The organism is Synechococcus sp. OH2 (assembly GCF_047462155.1).
Classification (GTDB): Bacteria; Cyanobacteriota; Cyanobacteriia; order Thermostichales; family Thermostichaceae; genus Thermostichus.
On record NZ_JANSIR010000095.1, the window covers coordinates 34,777 to 52,735 of the forward strand.

Annotated in this window: 13 protein-coding genes; 6 read left to right on the forward strand and 7 right to left on the reverse strand. The window is 61.2% G+C overall.

Translation table 11 applies throughout. The annotated features are described in order from the left end of the window. On the forward strand, window positions 1-438 hold a 438-nt coding region (locus NW835_RS08660), incomplete at its 5' end, for a transketolase C-terminal domain-containing protein (RefSeq protein WP_414415065.1). Between the two features lie 2 nt (window positions 439-440). Here NW835_RS08660 and NW835_RS08665 read toward each other — a convergent pair. The 3 genes from NW835_RS08665 to fbp form a co-directional block, all read right to left on the reverse strand. Beyond that, a complete protein-coding gene (locus NW835_RS08665; protein ID WP_414415066.1) occupies window positions 441-1,355 on the reverse strand; it encodes a tetratricopeptide repeat protein in 915 nt (304 codons plus the stop codon). 239 nt (window positions 1,356-1,594) lie between these two features. After that, window positions 1,595-3,148 (reverse strand): glucose-6-phosphate dehydrogenase, encoded by a 1,554-nt coding sequence (zwf, locus tag NW835_RS08670; RefSeq protein WP_414415067.1) that lies wholly within the window; start codon window positions 3,146-3,148, stop codon window positions 1,595-1,597. 29 nt (window positions 3,149-3,177) lie between these two features. Next, window positions 3,178-4,161 carry a class 1 fructose-bisphosphatase gene (gene fbp / locus NW835_RS08675; protein ID WP_414415159.1) on the reverse strand — a complete coding sequence of 328 codons (984 nt, stop codon included), beginning with the start codon at window positions 4,159-4,161 and terminating at the stop codon, window positions 3,178-3,180. Between the two features lie 349 nt (window positions 4,162-4,510). Here fbp and ilvD point away from each other — a divergent pair, with 349 nt between their 5' ends. After that, window positions 4,511-6,208, forward strand: a complete 1,698-nt coding sequence (ilvD, locus tag NW835_RS08680) for a dihydroxy-acid dehydratase (RefSeq protein ID WP_414365872.1) — start codon at window positions 4,511-4,513, stop codon at window positions 6,206-6,208. A gap of 92 nt (window positions 6,209-6,300) precedes the next feature. On the opposite strand, the gene NW835_RS08685 is transcribed toward ilvD, so the two are convergent. Then, the gene (locus NW835_RS08685) at window positions 6,301-8,346 is read right to left on the reverse strand and encodes a PhoX family protein (RefSeq protein ID WP_414415068.1); all 2,046 of its coding nucleotides are present in this window, start codon (window positions 8,344-8,346) and stop codon (window positions 6,301-6,303) included. Between the two features lie 229 nt (window positions 8,347-8,575). Then, a complete protein-coding gene (locus NW835_RS08690) occupies window positions 8,576-10,024 on the reverse strand; it encodes a DUF2079 domain-containing protein (RefSeq protein ID WP_414376563.1) in 1,449 nt (482 codons plus the stop codon). 296 nt (window positions 10,025-10,320) lie between these two features. On the opposite strand from NW835_RS08690, the gene NW835_RS08695 reads away from it, so the two are divergent. The 4 genes from NW835_RS08695 (at window position 10,321) to fmt (ending at window position 15,291) form a co-directional block, all read left to right on the forward strand. Continuing rightward, window positions 10,321-12,045, forward strand: coding sequence for an electron transfer flavoprotein (locus NW835_RS08695; protein ID WP_414415069.1), 1,725 nt, complete (start codon window positions 10,321-10,323; stop codon window positions 12,043-12,045). Window positions 12,046-12,118: 73 nt separating this feature from the next. Beyond that, the gene (mgtE, locus tag NW835_RS08700) at window positions 12,119-13,519 is read left to right on the forward strand and encodes a magnesium transporter (protein ID WP_414338524.1); all 1,401 of its coding nucleotides are present in this window, start codon (window positions 12,119-12,121) and stop codon (window positions 13,517-13,519) included. Window positions 13,520-13,595: 76 nt separating this feature from the next. Beyond that, entirely contained in the window at window positions 13,596-14,297 is a 702-nt protein-coding gene (locus NW835_RS08705) for a hypothetical protein (RefSeq protein ID WP_414415070.1), read from the forward strand. 25 nt (window positions 14,298-14,322) lie between these two features. Next, entirely contained in the window at window positions 14,323-15,291 is a 969-nt protein-coding gene (fmt, locus tag NW835_RS08710) for a methionyl-tRNA formyltransferase (protein ID WP_414415071.1), read from the forward strand. A 180-nt stretch (window positions 15,292-15,471) separates the two neighbouring features. Here the strand turns inward: fmt and radC are convergent, their stop codons facing one another. Together radC and NW835_RS08720 are read right to left on the reverse strand one after the other, a co-directional pair. After that, window positions 15,472-16,203, reverse strand: a complete 732-nt coding sequence (radC, locus tag NW835_RS08715; RefSeq protein ID WP_414415072.1) for a RadC family protein — start codon at window positions 16,201-16,203, stop codon at window positions 15,472-15,474. Between the two features lie 7 nt (window positions 16,204-16,210). Next, window positions 16,211-17,917 carry an ArnT family glycosyltransferase gene (locus NW835_RS08720; RefSeq protein ID WP_414415073.1) on the reverse strand — a complete coding sequence of 569 codons (1,707 nt, stop codon included), beginning with the start codon at window positions 17,915-17,917 and terminating at the stop codon, window positions 16,211-16,213. Window positions 17,918-17,959 lie beyond the last annotated feature (42 nt).

A 17,959-nucleotide genomic window follows, 5' to 3' on the forward strand; every position in this document is an offset into this window, starting at 1 on the left:
CTGCGCAGCGGCGGCGAGGTGCTGATCCTGGCCTATGGGTCGATGGTGCATCCCAGTTTGCAGGCGGCGGAGATTTTGAAGGAACACGGTATCTCCACCACTGTGGTCAACGCCCGCTTCGCCAAGCCTCTGGATACCGAGCTGATCCTGCCCCTGGCCCAACAGAGCCGCCTGGTGGTGACAGTAGAAGAGGGCTGCCTCATGGGCGGGTTTGGCTCGGCAGTGGGGGAAGCCCTTCTGGATGCCGATATCCGGGTGCCTTTGTTGCGCCTGGGGGTGCCGGATGTGTGGGTGGAGCACGCCACTCCTGAGGAGTCCTTGGCGGATCTGGGCTTGAACAGCGTCGGCATTGCCGAGCGGATCCGGGCCAAGGTTGAGAGGCTGCAGGAACGGATGGGCGCGGGATCCCCGGCCCAAGCTGCCTTGGGCGGCCCCTGAGCCTACTCTTCTGAGAGCCCCATCTGCCGGTTGAACTGCTCGACGGCAGCTTGCTGCAGAGCCTCGGCAACGGGGCGGCTGCGCAGGAGAACTTGCACATCCCGCAGCAGCTTCTCCCGCCACAGGTTCTCCCGCAGCACTTCTAGCCGGGCATAGCTGGGATCCAGGCGCACAGCCTTGGCCCCCAGCTCCTCGGCTCGTCCGGGTTCTCCCCGAATGTAGAGAGCGGTCGCCAAGGCCAAGTAGGGCTCTGCCACAGAGTCGTTCATCTCTATCGTGCGTTCCCAGCGCTTGATGGCAGCCTCCAGATCCCCCTGCTCGTAGTCCACCAAGCCGATGTTGTTCATAGCCGGCCAGTAGGCGGGATCCAACTCCAGAGTCTTCTCATATTCCTGCCGGGCGGGATCCCATTGATCCAGCATTAGGTAAGCATTGCCCAGTTGGAAGCGGGCGTTGGGGTTATCCGGTTGCAGGGCCACAGCCCGTTCCAAAGCCTCGGCGGCGGCAAAGTAGCTGCCCTGCCGCAAGTAAGCCGCTCCCAGCGAGTAGAGAATATCGGCGTCGTCAGGAGCCAGGGCGCGGGCCTTCTGCAGCGCTTGCACCGCCTGGGCGTAGTCTCCCCGCTCCAGGTGGACGTTGCCCAAAGCATAGAGCAGCTCAGAAGAGTTGGGCACCATGGCCACCGCCAGTTGCAAGCGGCGCAGCGCCTCTTCTGTCTGGCCAAACTGAGCCAGCCGCAGCGAGTCAGTGGCCAGTTGCAGGGCCTGGGCCCGCATCAACTCCCCATTGGGCAGGGGAAGGTGCAGCAACACTTGGGCTTGAGCGGGATCCCCTCTCCCTACCCCCAACACCATGGCAAAGCCCAGCGGCAAGGTTAGCAAAAACCGGACAGGTAGCCGGAATACCAGTGGCGGCATGACACCCACGCAAAAACAGGTCATGCCCATGTTAGCTGCAGCAACCGGGGATCCTTCCTGCCAGGGCTGGTTCCAACCAGATGCATGTTTGCGCCGGCGGCGCGGAGCACCATCTCTAACTCCCCTCTCCCAAAGGGAGAGGGGCCGGGGGTGAGGGCCTCAGGGAGAGGGGCCGGGGGTGAGGTGAGGGCCGTCCCTTTGGGAGAGGGGGCGGGGGTGAGGGCAGCGATTCAAACAAACTAGAGACGTCGCCACCGCCGCCCCGACTGGGCCAGCAAGTCTTCAGCGGCCTTGGGCCCCCAGGTGCCGGCCTCATAGGTGTACAGCGGCGGTGCGGTATTGCCGCCCTTGTCATGGCCAGGCGGCGCCTCCCAGGCCGACAACACCGGCGTCACCACCCGCCAGGCGGCTTCCACCTCGTCGGCGCGGGTAAATAGGGTGGGATCCCCCAGCAGGCAGTCCAACAGCAGGCGCTCGTAGGCATCCGGGGTGCTCGACCCAAAGGCAGTTCCATAGCGAAAATCCATTTCCACCGAGCGGGTGCGGATCTCTGGCCCCGGCATCTTGGCCTCAAAGCGCAGGGAGATGCCCTCGTTGGGCTGGATGCGCAGCACCAGGATGTTGGGGCTCACCTCCCGGGCTGCCGAAGGAAAAAGAGAGAGCGGCACCTGCTTAAAGTAGATGGCCACCTCGGAGATCTTCTTGGCCAAGCGTTTGCCGGTGCGCAGGTAAAAGGGCACTCCCTGCCACCGCCAAGTGTCGCATTCCAATTTCAGGGCCACGTAAGTGGGGGTTTGCGAGTTGGGGTTGACATTGGGCTCTTGGCGATAGCCTGGCACCGGCTTGCCGGCAATCCAGCCGGGGCCGTACTGGGCTCGCACCGCTGCCGCGGCTACATTGCGCAGATCCGCCAGGCGGGTAGCCTGCAGCACCTTGGTCTTTTCGTTGCGTACCCCGTCGCCGCGTAATGAGACAGGTGGCTCCATAGCAGTGAGGCAGTAGATCTGCATCAGGTGGTTCTGCACCATGTCCCGCAGAGCACCGGCAGCGTCGTAGTAGCCAGCCCGATCCTCCACCCCCACCGTTTCCGCTACAGTAATCTGCACATGGTCAATGTAGTTGCGGTTCCAGAGGGGCTCAAAGATGGCGTTGGCAAAGCGGAAGACCAACAGGTTTTGCACCGTCTCTTTGCCCAGGTAGTGGTCGATGCGGTAGACCTGCTCTTCCTGGCAAATCCGCTGCACGATGCGGTTCAGCTCCTGGGCCGAGGTGAGGTCGTGGCCAAAGGGCTTTTCAATCACCACCCGCGTTTTGGCCGGGTCAGCCAACATCCCGGCTGCCCCCAACTGTTGGATGGCCTGGGCGTAGAAGTCCGGCGCCACCGCCAGGTAAAATACCCGGTTGCCGCGGGTGGCCCGCTCCTCATCCAGTTGGCCGAGGAATTGCTTGAGACGCAGGTAGCCCTCGGCATCGCCAAGATCAAGGCGACAGTAGAACAGGCGGCGGGCAAAGTCTTGCCAGAGGGCTTCTGGCCCCAGATCTTGGGGGGCAAATTCTTCCAGGGCCGCCCGCATCTTGTCCCGATAGATCTCGTGGCTCCAATCGCGCCGGGCCACCCCCACCAAGGTAAACTCCGGCGGCAGCCGTCGCTGCACAAACAGCCGGTAGTAGGCCGGGATCAGCTTGCGGGCCGCCAGATCCCCGGAAGCGCCAAACTGTACCAGGATACAGGGATCCGGAACGCGCTCTTGGTTGAGGCCAACGCGCAGGGGGTTTTCAGCCAGGGTCACCATAGAGTCAGCTCGGCTTGCGTGGGCGGGGTTCAGCGAAGGCAGCGCAACACTTCTTCCACATTCTCGCGGCTGCCGATAATCAAAGGCACCCGTTGGTGCAGGGATTGGGGCACGATGTCCAGGATAGCCTCGCTGCCGGTGGTAGCCACGCCTCCTGCCTGCTCAGCCAAAAACGCCAGAGGGTTGGCCTCGTACATCAGCCGCAGCTTGCCCTCTGGTTTTTTCTGGGTGCCCGGATAGAGATACACCCCGCCCTGGAGAAGGATGCGGTGAAAATCCGCCACCAGAGCGCCGCTGTAGCGGGAGATGTAGCCATCGTGGCGGTGGACGTAGCGGACATAGTTCTGGATCCCTTCGCTCCACTGGCAGAAGTAGCCCTCGTTAAGGCTGTAGACGGAGCCGCGTTCGGGAATGCGAATATCGCTCTTGGAGAGGATGAACTCGCCCAAGCTGGGATCCAACGTAAAACTGTGTACCCCCTTGCCGACGGAATAGACCAGTTGGGTGCTGGGGCCGTAGAGGATGTAGCCGGCGGCCAGTTGGCGACGGCCCGGCTGCAGGAGATCTTGGTTGTCTGCTTCCGGACGATCCTCAAGGGGGTGCAGAACGGAGAAGATAGAGCCGACGCTGAGGTTGGCGTCAATGTTGGAAGATCCATCCAAGGGATCGATCACCAGGGCCAAGCGGCTGAGGGAGCAGTTTTCCGGCAGGCGGGCCGGCGTTTTCATCTCTTCTGACACCAGCCGACACACCAGGCCCGTCTGCTCCAAGGCGCGGATGAAGGCCCGGTTGGCATAGTCGTCCATCTGTTGCTGTTCTTCCCCTTGGACATTGACGCTGCCGGTCACCCCCAACGTTCCTTCGATCAGCCCTGCCTGGCTGAGGCGACGGGCAATCATCTTGCCGGCCAGGGCAATGCGGTTCATCAGGGCGCTGAAGTCCTGGGCCTCGGCAGTAAAGCTGCCAAACTGCTGCAAGACATGGCGGGAGAGGGTGAGCACATCCCGCGCCATCTCCCGTTCGGCGCTGCTGGGCACGGCGGCGGGGGGGGGAGGAGAGCTGAGAACCATACGCGGCTTCACTGACACCTAAGAGGAAACGCCGGAACAAGAGGTTCCTGGCTTCTGTATCTCGAACCGGAGGGCAACGACTGCGTCCCGCTGACGCAATTGGAATCTGGGATCCCCTTCACTAGGTAGGCTGGCCGATTCTCGGCGCAGGTGCCGAGAACTTACAGAGTTGCTTCAGATTTGGTCGGATCCCTCTTGCCAGGAGGGTTACGGTTGCCTTTGGGAAAAGCGGTAGGATGAGTTCTACCCATTCTTTTCCCTGCTCACTTTTCTCGGTTTCTTCTTACCAATGATGGCCAACTCTCCTTTTCCGCTGCGCAGCCAAGTGGTCACCCAGGGGGTGCAGCGCTCCCCCAACCGCGCCATGCTTAGAGCAGTGGGCTTTCGCGATGAGGACTTCGGCAAGCCCATCGTCGGCATCGCCAACGCCCACAGCACCATTACCCCCTGCAACATCGGCATCCAAGCCCTGGCCGAGCGAGCCGAAGCTGCCCTGCGGGAGGCCGGCTGCATGCCTCAGATCTTCGGCACCATTACCATCAGCGACGGCATTTCCATGGGCACCGAGGGCATGAAGTACTCCCTCGTGTCGCGGGAGGTGATTGCCGATTCCATCGAGACGGTGGTCAACGGCCAGAGTATGGATGGTCTCTTGGCCATTGGTGGCTGCGACAAAAACATGCCGGGGGCGATGATTGCCATGGCCCGCCTCAACGTGCCCTCCATCTTTGTCTATGGCGGCACCATCAAGCCGGGGCACTACAACGGCCGCGACCTCACCATCGTCAGCGCCTTTGAAGCGGTAGGGGAGTACAGCGCCGGGCACATCTCCGAGGAAGAGCTGCTGGCGGTGGAGCGCCACGCCTGCCCCGGTGCCGGATCCTGTGGCGGCATGTACACCGCCAACACCATGTCCAGCGCCTTTGAGGCCATGGGCATGAGCCTGCCCTATTCCTCTACCATGGCGGCAGAGGATGAAGAAAAAGCCGAAAGCGCTGCCCAATCGGCCAAGGTCTTGGCCGAGGCCATTAAAGCCAACATTCGGCCCCGCGACATCATCACCCGCCAGAGCATTGAGAACGCCATCTCCGTCATCATGGCCGTAGGGGGATCCACCAACGCCGTGCTCCACTTTTTGGCCATTGCCCACGCCGCGGAGGTGCCCCTGACGTTGGATGACTTTGAGACCATCCGCGCCCGCGTGCCTGTTCTCTGCGACCTCAAGCCTTCGGGCCGCTTTGTTGCCACCGATCTGCACCGGGCTGGTGGGATCCCGCAAGTAATGAAGATCCTGCTCAACCACGGTTTGCTGCACGGGGACTGCCTCACCATCTCTGGTCAGACGATTGCCGAAGTCCTACGGGACGTGCCGGACGAGCCCAGCCCTGACCAAGAGGTGATTCGCCCCTGGCACAGCCCCCTTTACCCCCAAGGGCACATAGCCATCCTCAAAGGTAACCTTGCTCCCGAAGGGGCAGTGGCCAAGATTAGCGGCGTCAAGACTCCCAAGATCACGGGGCCGGCGCGGGTCTTTGACTCGGAGGAGTCCTGTCTGCAGGCTATCCTTGCTGGCCAAATTCGACCAGGGGACGTCGTGGTGATCCGCTACGAAGGCCCCAAGGGCGGCCCTGGCATGCGGGAGATGCTCTCCCCCACTTCGGCCATCATCGGCGCTGGCTTGGGAGATAGCGTGGGGCTAATTACCGATGGCCGCTTCTCTGGTGGTACCTACGGCATGGTGGTGGGCCATGTGGCGCCTGAGGCCTACGTAGGCGGCCCCATTGCCCTGGTGGAGGAAGGGGATCTCATTACCATCGATGCCCCCGCTCGTCTGTTGCACCTGCATGTTAGCGAGGAAGAACTGGCCCGCCGCCGCGCCCGCTGGGTTCCCCCCGAGCCTCGCTACAAACGGGGCACCTTGGCCAAGTACGCCAAGCTCGTCTCCAGCAGCAGCCTGGGGGCGGTGACCGATTTGAACTTGTGGGAGTAGGCCCTTCTCCCTCAGGGAGAGGGGAGTAACTCTTGCAGGAAAAAGCGGCAGGGATCCCTGCCGCTGGGTTAAGTTGACGGCTTCGGCGCCAACTAGGTACCAATGACGCCGCCGTCATTTTTGGTAACCACCACCACCGCCGAGCGGGGATAGATGTTGTCGTCGTAGTCAGGCCAGCGCGAAGCAATCTTGCCGGCAGCGAAGTCTTCGGCACTGGTGGTGGAGCCGGGGTGCTGGACATTGATGAACATGGTGCGCTGGTCGGGAGTGGTAACCACGCCGGTGATCTCCTGTCCAATCGGCCCGGTCAAGAAGCGACGAATTTCTCCCGTATCCGGGTCGGCAGCCAGCATCTGGTTGTTGCCGAACTGGGCAAAATCTCCCTTGTTGAGGTTGCTCTCGCTACAATCCGTTTGGATCCAGAGGCGACGACTGGCATCGAACCACAGCCCATCGGGAGAGTTGAAGATGTTGTCCGAGCTGAGAGCTTGGCCGGATAAGGTGCGGCTATCTCCTGGCGGGCCGGCCAGGACGAAGATGTCCCACTCAAAGCGGGTAGCTTGGGGCTGGCCATTGGCTTCCTTCCAGCGGATGATGTGACCCCACTGGTTTTTGGGACGAGGGTTGGCGGCATTCACCTGGTCTTGTTCCCGCTTGCTGTTGTTGGTTAGGGTGAAGTAGACCATACGAGTCTTGGGATCCACTGCTCCCCATTCGGGCCGATCCATCTTGGTGGCGCCGACGAAGTCTGCCGCGGTGCGGGTGTTCACCAGTACATCCGCCTGGCTGGTGAAGCCATTCTCGGGGGTGAGGCCGTTTTGCCCAAACACCAGCGGGATCCACTCCCCTGTGCCGTCTTCGTTGAACTTGGCCACATACAGCGTGCCGTTGTCCAGCAGGTGGCCGCCTGCCGTCTCCTTGCGGTAGGGCTCGGCCGAGACGTACTTGTAGATGTACTCAAAGCGGGCATCGTCCCCCATGTAGAGCACAATCGGCTGTCCTTCCACCGGCGGCTGGAACACCACGCCCTCATGGGCAAAGCGGCCCAGAGCTGTGCGCTTCTTAGGCCTGCTGCTGGGATCAAAGGGATCAATCTCCACCACCCAGCCGAAGGTGTTGGGCTCGTTGCGGTAGTCCTGGGTAGCATCGGCAGCGGTGGGGGTGGCGTTGAAGCGGATGAACTCGTCGGCCTTGTTGCTAGCCAGCTCCCAGCCGTAGCGGGAGGTCTCGGTGCTCACGCCATAGCGCTTGTGTTCGCGGGGCAGGTTGGGCTTTTGATCCGGCCCTTTGCTGGTGTTAACGAAGTAGCCGGCCCAGTTTTCCTCACAGGTGAGGTAGGTGTTCCAGGGGGTAACCCCGTGGGCGCAGTTGTTTAGAGTACCCCGCGTCATCGTGCCATCGGGGCTGAACTTGGTCTTGACAAAGTCAGACCCCCGTACCGGGCCCTGGATCTCCATGAGGGTGGGGCCGGTGATGCGGCGGTTGAGGCGATCCCGCACCACAGTCCAGTTACCGTCCGCCTCCCGCTTGATGTGGACAATGCTCACCCCGTGGGCGTTCAGCTCCTTGAGCACCTGGTCGGGATCGCGGCTACCGTCGGGGTTGACCGGATACCCCTCATCGTTGAGCTGTTGTCCTTTGGCGGCGGCATGCATAAAGCGCGGCTCCACGTACTCGTGGTTGATCACCAACAGGCCCTCGGTGGAGCTGCCCTGCCAGGGATCCTTCCCCTCAATGGGGAAGAAGTGCATACCGTCGTGGTGGCTGCCCACCTGCATCCCCTGCTCGGCGCCGGTGTTCTCCAGCTTAAACTCAGGGTAGGTGCCGGTGATGGGGATACCCCAGGCCAGCAGCGGTCGGGCAGTGTAGCCTTCCGGCACCACCACTTTGTCTTCTGCGCTCACGGGGATTGCCTTGAAACCCAGCAAGGCACTGCCGCTGGCCGCTTTGGCCGACTTACTGGCGTTGTTGAGCGCCGGCAGGCCAAAAAAGGTGGCCACTGCTGCGGCAATGCCCCCCTGCAACACTTGGCGCCGCTGCAGGCGGGCTTCTAGGATGCTGCTAAAGGTGGGGTTGGGCGAATGATTGCACAGAGGCTCGTCCCCATGACGAAGCCTAGAACCCTGCGGATTATTCACGTTGAGTTCTCCCCTTCTCTTGTCTTGTCGATTCCCTGCGTTACTGACTTCACGCATTGGGATAGGCGCTCCAAAACTAGTACCTAGAAGTTAAGAAGAGGCCAAGACTAGGTTAAGCTTCATCGATATGAAGAATTTCTTTAGGTTGAGCTAATGATTTCTTAACAAATTGTTGAACTACAGGGAATTTTGCTTTCTGATCTTTGTCTTTGACTTGTTCCAGCTAGGCTTAAGGTTCTTGTCGTATCCTAGAGAACAAATACACCCCATCGCGATGGTAGAGAAGCTGAAACGAGGTTTCTTTTTGTAAAGCGGCAAGCAGGGTTTGGGAGAACTCTGGGCTGCTGCGCCACCCCGGATGGCGACTGTTAAGCAAAACGTAGTCAAAGGGATCCCATTGTTGGGGGGGAGATCCCTTGAAGTGGCTCTCATCAGTAAAGTAGATAACTTGCCGGTGGGTGAGGTGGGGGCTAATCTCGTGGGTGGTAAGGACACCCCCTTGGGTGGTGATGTGGGCAAGGGCCTCGCGAGTGGCCTGCCAAGTGTCAAGAGACTGAAGATAGATGGAGCCGAAAAAGGGGTATTTTGCCAGGGCTAAAAAAGCCAGCAAAGACCAGCCTAGCGCTGCTTTTCTGCTTTTGACGGGGCAAAACCAAAAGGGGACTGCTTTCGCGTTTTCGATAACAGCTAGAAAGAGAAAAGGAACAACAGGTAATGCATACTGATGCACCAGATCCCGATAAGCAGGATTGCTAGAAAGTATATTCAGCCCCAGGGTTGGCAGGGCAGGGATCCAGGGATCCCAGTGGTGCCAAGAGAGGCCCCAAGCCACAGGAATGATTAACAAAAGTCCATAGAATAGGGTGTCGAGAGAGAAGACCTTGCCCAGGACTAATGTTGGCTTGAGAACTAAGTTTTGGATAATTTCAGGAACGGAACTGCCCAAATAGCTATAGTGAGAAACGGCTGCCGGCTCGCTGCCACTGAAGTGAGGAATAATCCAAAAAGTAGCCATGCCAAACCAGGCCGACCCTGCCGCTATGGCAAGCCAGCCGGCCACTTGGCAGCGCCGTTCCCAGCGCTTTTCAACTCGTCTGCTTTCAAAGAGTAACAGCCAAGCTCCCAGGGCAACGACATTGAGAGACAACACCGCCTTGCAGCCGAGGATACCACCTAGGCACAGCAAAAACCCCCACAACTTGCCAGAGCGAACACAGAGTATAGCGGCCAAAAAAAGGGGAACGGCCAACACTTCTGGATGAAAATCAAAAAGGTTGGCGTTGAAGATGGCTGGGTAGAGAAGATAGGCGGCGGCAATTGTTCTCGCCCTGCCAGAATCAATCTCGGCTTGGAGCGCCAGATGGTAAACGGCCAGCGCTCCCAGCGTTAGTGCCAGAGCTTGGATGCCAAACAGCCAATATACAGAGGGAACAATGCGATACAAGAGACTGAGAGGATACAAGATAAAAGCTGCGTGATCTCCAAGAATGTGGATCCCGCGAATAGTAGAAAAAGGAACCTCGCCACGGCTGATTAAATAAACAGCTTGGTCGAAAATGCCGAGATCATACCCTCCCGACTGAAACAAGTGGTGCCGTACAACGCTGCAGCCTAAAAGAACAAAGAAGGCCCCAGCCAGCGTTGCCAAGAAAGACTTGGACAGAGGATGCTCCTTCATTGCCGCCTACAACTTGCTTAGCGTAGAATCCAGGCTCTGACAGCTAGCGGCAATACCGCAAGCCAGCTCAAAGACAGCCCCTTTTTCTCTGGCAAGAGAGGCTCGAATCGAATCCGGCTAGCTGGAAAAATTGCAGGAAGGAGGGATCCCTGCCCAAGCCAGGCAAAAGGCTGGGGTTGGCCAGCGCAGGGAGAACGCCCAAAGCCTTGAGAAGGTCTAAAGTTTTGGGATCTTTACCACTTTTCCTTTCTAGGATACGGGCAGACTCTCCAGAGCTGCTGCGTGGGGAATTCTGCATGAGTGACACCATCCGCTATGACCTGCTTTTGGTGGGAGGAAGCTCCTCCAACCTGATCCTGGCCCATCGCCTTTTGGATCTGGCCAAGCTCTCGGGGCTCAAGATCTCCATCGCCATCTTGGAAAAAGCCCGGCAATTTGGCGGGCACATCATCAGTGGTGCCATCTGCAATCCCCAGGTAATCGCCAGGCTTTTCCCGGATTTTGAGAGCCAAGGATTTCCCCACGAGGGGCGGGTGGAAGTGAGCCACCTGAGCGTACTGGGATCCCAAGAGCGCTGGGATCTACCGGAAGCGGCGATCCCAAAGGGGTTGCGCAAACAGGGGCAGTTCCTCCTCACCCTTAGCCATGTCATCCGCTGGCTGGCCGAAACCCTGCAGGAAAAGGCCAAAGGGATCCCCAACGTTACCTTGGATGTATTCCCCGGCTTTGCCGCCCACGAGATCCTCTATGAGGGGGAGCGAGTCATTGGGGTGCGGGTGAGCGACTCCGGCCAAGTTTACGAAGATTGCGTCTTTGCCGAGCTCACCTGCTTTGGCGACAAGGGATTTATCTCCAAAGACCTGGTCGAGAAGTTTCACCTGCGCCCTCGACCGCAACTGTGGTCGGTGGGGGTCAAAGAGCTGTGGCAGATCCCTCGCTCGCTGCAAGGGCAGGTGTGGCACACCCTGGGCTACCCGGTTTTGGATGGCAGCTTCAGCGGCGGCTTTGTCTACGGCCTCAAAGATAACCGCCTGGCCCTGGGCCTCATCATCGGCCTCGACAGCAAAAATCCCAACCTCAACCCGCAGCAGCGCCTGCAGGAGTTCAAAGCCCACCCCTGGATCCAATCCCTGATTGCCGGTGGCAAGTTGCTCAAGTACGGGGCCGCCGTCATTCCTGAGGGGGGCTACTACAGCCTGCCCACCCGCTTTGGCGTTGAAGGGGCCTTGCTCTTGGGGGATGCCCTGGGGGTGCTGGATGTGGGCAGCCTGGCCGGGGTGGATAATGCGATGGAGACCGGCTACCTGGCAGCGGGCCTCATTCACGACGGCTTTTTAAAAGGGGATCTGCGCATTCAAGAGGCCTACCAAAAAGCCGTGATGGAGAGCTCGGTGGGGCAAGATCTCTACCGCAGCCGCTATTTTCGGGAAGCCTTTTTGGAAAACTCCCGCCTGCTGGAAGAATACCTGCCCCAGATCTGCCGCAGCGTCGATGCCGGCCACCCTTGGCTGGGATCCCTGCGCTGGGGCCTGCAGGATCCCGTGCGTCGCGGCGGGGAACTCCTGCGCGCCTACACGCTGCTGACGGGACGGGTCAGCGCCGGCGAGCCGCCCCCACGGGGGTATGTTGCTCCCCATGCCGCCATCCAAGCGGACTTTGTGGCCCCCCTAGGTCTGGATCCTGAAGCATTGACCACGCGATGGGGCTATTTCTCGCGGTCAGATGCCGTCTTTTTTGCCGATCCCCGCTACCCGGAAGGCAACCGCCACATCCTTGAGTTCAGCGCTGACACCTGCCGCCAGTGCATTGCCACCTACGACAAGCTCAACCGCCCTACCCCCTGCGTGGCCGATTGCCCGGCAGAAGTCCACCACATCCGCGAACGCAATGGGATCCGCTCCCACGCCATGTCGCTGGAAAACTGCATCCAATGCCGCACCTGCGAGATCGTCTGCCCCCACCTCAACCTGCGGGTTAACCCCAGCTACGAGGGATCCGGCCCCGACTTTTATGGGCTCTAGGAAAACGGGGGCGGGGAGCACAGACTCAGCTTTGCTGGCATAGTTAAAGCTAGAGTTGCAGGGAGTGCAGCCGTTGAATTCCGCCCCGCTGATCCCACCCGCCCCCAGCCCTGAGTTGAGCCGCGAGCAATTTTGTGAGCTCTTGCGTGGCCAGCTCAGCTTGGCCCTAAGGGAAAACAACTTGGAACAAGCCAAATCTCTCCTGCTGCCCGTACAAGCGGTGGACATTGCCGAGGTAATCGGGGAGTTGCCGGAGGCGCAGCAGGCTCTGGCCTTTCGCTTGCTGCCCAAGGATCTGGCCATCCGCGTTTACGAACACCTGGACATAGATCTGCAACAGGCGCTGCTGCGCGAGTTCAGGAGCCACGAGATCCAGGACATCTTGGACAAGATGTCGCCGGACGACCGGGCCCGCCTCTTCGACGAGCTGCCGGCCAAGGTGGTTGCCGAACTGCTGCCCCAGCTCAGCCCCCAGGAACGGGAAGCCACGGCCCTGCTGCTGGGCTATGCCCCCAACACCGCGGGGCGGATCATGACCCCGGAGTACATTTCCCTGCGAGAGAACCTGACGGCAGCCGAGGCACTGGAGCGGGTGCGCCTCTTGGCCCGCGAAACCGAGACCATCTACTACCTCTACGTCACCGACCAGGAGCGACACCTGACGGGAACCCTATCCTTGCGGGAGTTGGTGATGGCCGATCCGGCTCAGCGGCTGGAGGAGGTGATGAGCCGGGAGGTGGTGTTCGTCAGCACCCACACCGACCAGGAAGAGGTGGCGCAGGTCATCCAGCGGTACGACCTGTTGGCGGTGCCGGTGGTGGATGCCGAGCGGCGACTGGTGGGGATCGTTACGGTAGATGATGTACTGGACATCGTGGAGCAAGAGGCCACCGAAGACATCTACTCCTTGGGGGGGTTGCAGTCTGGAGAAGATGACTATTTCGACCTCAGTTTTTGGCAGGCAGCCCGCAAGCGGGTGGTGTGGCTGCTGATTTTGCTGCTTACCAACACCTTTACCAGCACGATTATTGCCGGCCAGGAAGAAGTCTTAAGCCAGGTGATCGCCCTGGCGGCTTTTATCCCACTGTTGGTGGATAGCGGCGGCAACGTCGGCTCCCAGTCTTCGACGGTGGTGATTCGCGGCCTGAGCACGGCAGCGGTGCGCCTCAAGGACGGGTTGGGGGTACTGGCCCGGGAAGCAGTGGTGGGAGCCATGCTGGGGATCATGCTCAGCTTGATCACCATCGGCTGGGCCTATGCCCTGCAGCGGGATCTCCTGGTGGCGGTCATCGTCGGGCTAAGCCTATTTGGGATTTCTGTTCTCTCTTCGGTGTCAGGGGCGGGGCTGCCCTTTCTGTTTCGCTCCTTTGGTCTGGATCCGGCCTTGATGGCCGCCCCCTTCATCACCACGATTGTGGACGTGCTGGGGGTGTTGATCTACTTCTACGTTGCCCGTTTAATCCTGGGAATCTAGCCCTAGCCGCCAACCCCTCCAAGCCCTTGCCGAAATTGGGCTAGGTTGGATCTGGTCTTGTTGCGGATCCCTGTCGGTGTCTGCCCATTCTGTGGATGTCCAGGCGGCTCTGCCGGAGATCGTGGCTCGCTTGCAAGCAGCCCTGGGATCCCTGGGGCTGGGACATCTGCAGGTGCAGGCGCGTCTTTCCGGCCAACGTCTGCTGCTGCGTTTAGAAGGGGATCCCCTCCCGGATCCGGAGCGGCTGCTGCAGGGCCTCTTGCCAACCCTGGAACAACTGGCGCTGACCCACCGACACCGCCAGGTAGAGCTGTTCGGCTTTCCTCTGGGGGAAGGGATCCCGGAATGGCACCGCGAGTGGCGCTACCAGCCGCCGCCCAACCCCAACAGCCCGCTGTACCGTGCCCAACGCGGGGATGGAGAAGCCATCCAGTATGTGCTCAACTACCTGCTGCGCCCGCAAGGGCTCCAGGCCCGCGTCCATCTGCACCCCAAGCTGAGCCTCTTACAGGTGAACTTGCAGGCAGCGGAAGTTCCGGATCCGGCCTGGGCCAAGGATTTTGTGCGGCGGGTCTTGACCCGTCTGGAATGGACCTTTGTGCAGCGGCTGCGGCTTTCCGGGCAAAAGCTGGGCGCTTTCTTTCCAGCCTGGAGCCAAGAGTTCGATCTCAAACAGCCTGCCTTTTGGCAGGCTCCTCCGGCCAGACTTTCTCCCTTTCCTTCTCCAGCGCCTGACACTGGCGAGCCCTCCCCACCTTCCCCTAACCCTCTAGACTAAAGGGCAGGGCTCAGAGGGGTCGGCCATGCGGGTTGTTTTCTTTGGCACGCCGGAGTTTGCTCTGCCCTCGCTGCAGCTCCTGTTGCAGCGGCAGTCTTCCTTTGAAGTAGTGGGCTTGGTCTGCCAGCCGGATCGGCCGCAGGGACGAGGGCAGAAGGTACTCCCGCCGCCCACCAAGGTCCTTGCCCAAGCCCATGGGATCCCCCTGTGGCAGCCTGTCCGGCTGCGGCGGGATGCGGAGGTGCTGGCGGCGCTAGAGGCGCTGGCTGCCGATGTGTTTGTGGTGGTGGCCTATGGCCAAATCCTGCCGCCGGCGGTGCTGCAAATGCCCAGGTTGGGCTGCATCAATGTCCACGCTTCCCTTCTGCCGGCTTACCGCGGCGCTGCCCCCATCCAGTGGGCCATTGCCAACGGCGAGACCGAGACCGGCGTCACCACCATGCTCATGGACGAGGGCCTGGATACGGGAGCCATCTTGCTGCAGGCCAAGCTGCCCATTGGGCCAGAGCAGACTGGGCTGGAACTGGCCTCCCAACTGGCCCAACTGGGGGCCGAGCTACTGGTGGAAACCCTGGTGAAACTAGAAAAAGGAGAGATCACCCCCATCCCCCAGGATGACTCGCGGGCCACCTATGCCCCCCTCCTTAAAAAGCAGGACTTCCAGCTCGATTGGCGGCGCCCGGCCCAGGCCTTGCATAACCAAATCCGCGCCTTTTCTCCCGACTGCTTTACCGGCTTGCAGGGGCAGCGGATTAAGATTGTCCGCTCTGCCGCTCCCCAGTTGCATCCACCCCCTGACCCTCTTCCCCAGGGTAGCCCCGGAGAAGTGGTGGGGTTGGCCAAAGGAGAAGGGGTGTATGTGGCTACTGGGGAGGGATCCCTTCTCATCCGGCGGGCCCAACTGCCCGGCAGAAAAGAACAGTCGGCCTGGGACTTGGTCAACGGCGGCCAGCTCAGGGTGGGCATGCGCTTTGAGGCGCTGCCGGATCCCTAGCCCCCCTCTCCCCCTGGGAGAGGGGCCGGGGGTGAGGGCTGGCTACCCTGGGAGAGGGGCTGGGGGTGGTCGCGTGAGCGGCGCGGAGCGCTTGGGCTGGCTCCCCTGGGAGAGGGGCCGGGGGTGAGGGCAGCGGCGCGGAGCGCTTGGGCTGGCTCCCCTGGGAGAGGGGCTGGGGAGCTACTCTGGCTGGGGAAACTCCTCCCACAGGCGGGTGTGTTGGCGCAGGCTGAGGAACTGCCCGCCGCCGAGGATGAGGTGATCCAAAACCGGGATCTGCAGCAGTTGCCCCGCCTGCAAGAGTTGCCGCGTCAGGGCAAGATCCTCCGGGCTGGGATCCAAACTGCCGGAGGGATGGTTGTGGGCCACCAGGATGCGGCTGGATCCTTGCTTGATGGCGCTGCGGAAGGTTTCCCGCGGGTGAGTGAGAGTTTCCGTGGCGGTTCCCCGGGTTACAATCTGCTGGCCAATGAGGCGGTGTTTGATGTCCAAGTGCAGGACGGCAAAGTGCTCTTGGGTCTCCCACATCAGGTCGCTGCTTAGGGCCATGGCCGCCTGTTCTGGCGATTCAATCACCGTCCGCTCGGGTGGTCGGGCCAAAAAGATCCGCCGCCCCAGCTCGATGGCGGCCAACACTGTTGCGGCTTTGGCTGGGCCAATGCCCTCAATTTGCAGCAGCTCTCCGGCTTCCAGCTGGCGCAGTTGGGCCAAGGGATCCCCCTGGGCTTCCAATTTTTTCAAGAGCAACTGGGCCAGGCCAACGGCCGAGAGCTTGCCCGGCCCCTGGCCGGTGTTGAGCAAAATGGCCAGCAGCTCCGCGTGGGAGAGGTTTCTTGCCCCTTGGTTAAGCAGCCGCTCGCGCGGGCGATCCTGAAGGGGAAGGTCGCTGATACGCAACACGTACTGGCTCATCTTGCGGCTAGGGGAGAGAAGAGGTTTTTTTCAACAGCCAAAAGGGGCTGCGGCGCTCTACGACCTGCCAAGTTGCTGCCAGCTCAGCTACAAAGGGATCCCAGGTCACCAGATAGTCGGGCACCTGCCAGGCGGCCAGCTCCTCCAGGTTGGCGGCATAGGGCACCCGCAGCGGGCCATAAAAATAGGGTACAAATGACCGCAGCCCATAAAGGCCAACCCTTCCCGAAAGAGCCGGTTCTGGGCCGGCAAACTGCCGGAAGAAGTGGACGGATCCCCCCTGAGTATGCTGCAACACCCGTGGGAAAACCCAGCTCCAGGCCAACTGGGCGCTTAGTCCTGTGGCCAAGAGCAAGATGGCCCATCCTCGAACATTGTGCCGAGCTCTAATCCAGGCCAGTCCCCCCAACGCCAGGAGCACAGCAGGGCCATAGGTGAAGGAGGGCCACTCCACCTCAGCCTGGAGATATCCAAGCGCCAAGCTGCCCGCTAGACTCTCAAAAAGGTCGGAAAGCGGGATCCCCAAAGCCGCCAATCCCTTCTCGACCCTCGGCAGCAGCAGGACGGGATCCTGGGATCCCAGCCAGGGCAATAGCAGCCACAGGGCTAGCCAAAACAAACCGCTCAGCAGGATCCAGCCGCCTTCCCAAACGCTGAGTTGAGCCTCTCTTGATCCCAGGCGTTGCAGGCGCAGGGCAGCAAAGTAGGCGCCGATGGGATAAAGCAGCGAGGTGTAGTGGATCAACTTGGTTTGCACCAAGAGCGAAAACAGAGCCAGCACCACCCCGAAGGCCACCAACAGCAGGCGTTCTGCCCGCTGAGTTAAATCCGCCGCTGCCGAGTCACTGCTCCTGCGGAGGCTGGCCAAGATCTCGGCCAAGGCCGGAGCCGCCCAGGGAAAACACCCTAGAGCAAAGGCCAAGAGATGCAGGTAAACTGGGCCGGGGTGGCCGCTGGGGGTACTCACCAAACCCCACTGGTAGTGCCAAAACGCCGCCAGCCACTGCAGCCCCCGCGCCGCTGCTTCCAGCGCCAGCCAGGCCAGAGGAATAGCCCCCGCCAAGCCAAGGAAGGCCACCATCTCCCCCCACCGCCTTGGCGGATCCCCCTGCCAGAGCTTGTAGAGGGCCCAGATGCCCAGCGGCAACACCAGCCCCACGGGTCCTTTGGCCAACACCGCTAGGCCCAAGGCCAGCGCGCCCAGGGCGTTCCACCCCTGCCCGGAGCGGCCGGAGCGACGGGCCTCGTCAGCAGCCCAAAGGGATCCCAGCCCCACGCCCATGCCCAAATTCAACAGCGGGTCGATGAGGCCGGTTTTGTAGAAAAACAAAGGCAGGTAGCCCGTCAGGAGCAGGATCCCCCAGAGGCAGCCAAACCCCACCCCGCGCAGCCGCGCTCCCCACGCCCCCAAGAGGGCCACCGTGATGCCGCCGGCAAACGCATTGGGTAGCCGCGCCGCCCCTTCGTTGACCCCCAGGGCCGCCATTGCCAACGCCTGCAGCCAGAAAAACAGAGGCGGCTTCTCGTAGAAGGGCTCGCCGTTGATCTGCAAAGCCAGGGGATCGCCGCTGGATAGCATCTGCCGCGCCAAGCTGGCGTAAATGAGCTCATCCCAGTCAAACAGGTAAGGGATCCCCTGGCCCGCCCCCAGCCATAGGAGGGCCAAAAGCCCCATCCCCAGGGATTCCTGGAGGCCGCCAAGAAGCTTAGCCATGGAAGGCTTCCAGAGGCACCACCCGGCCCACACTGGCGGGCG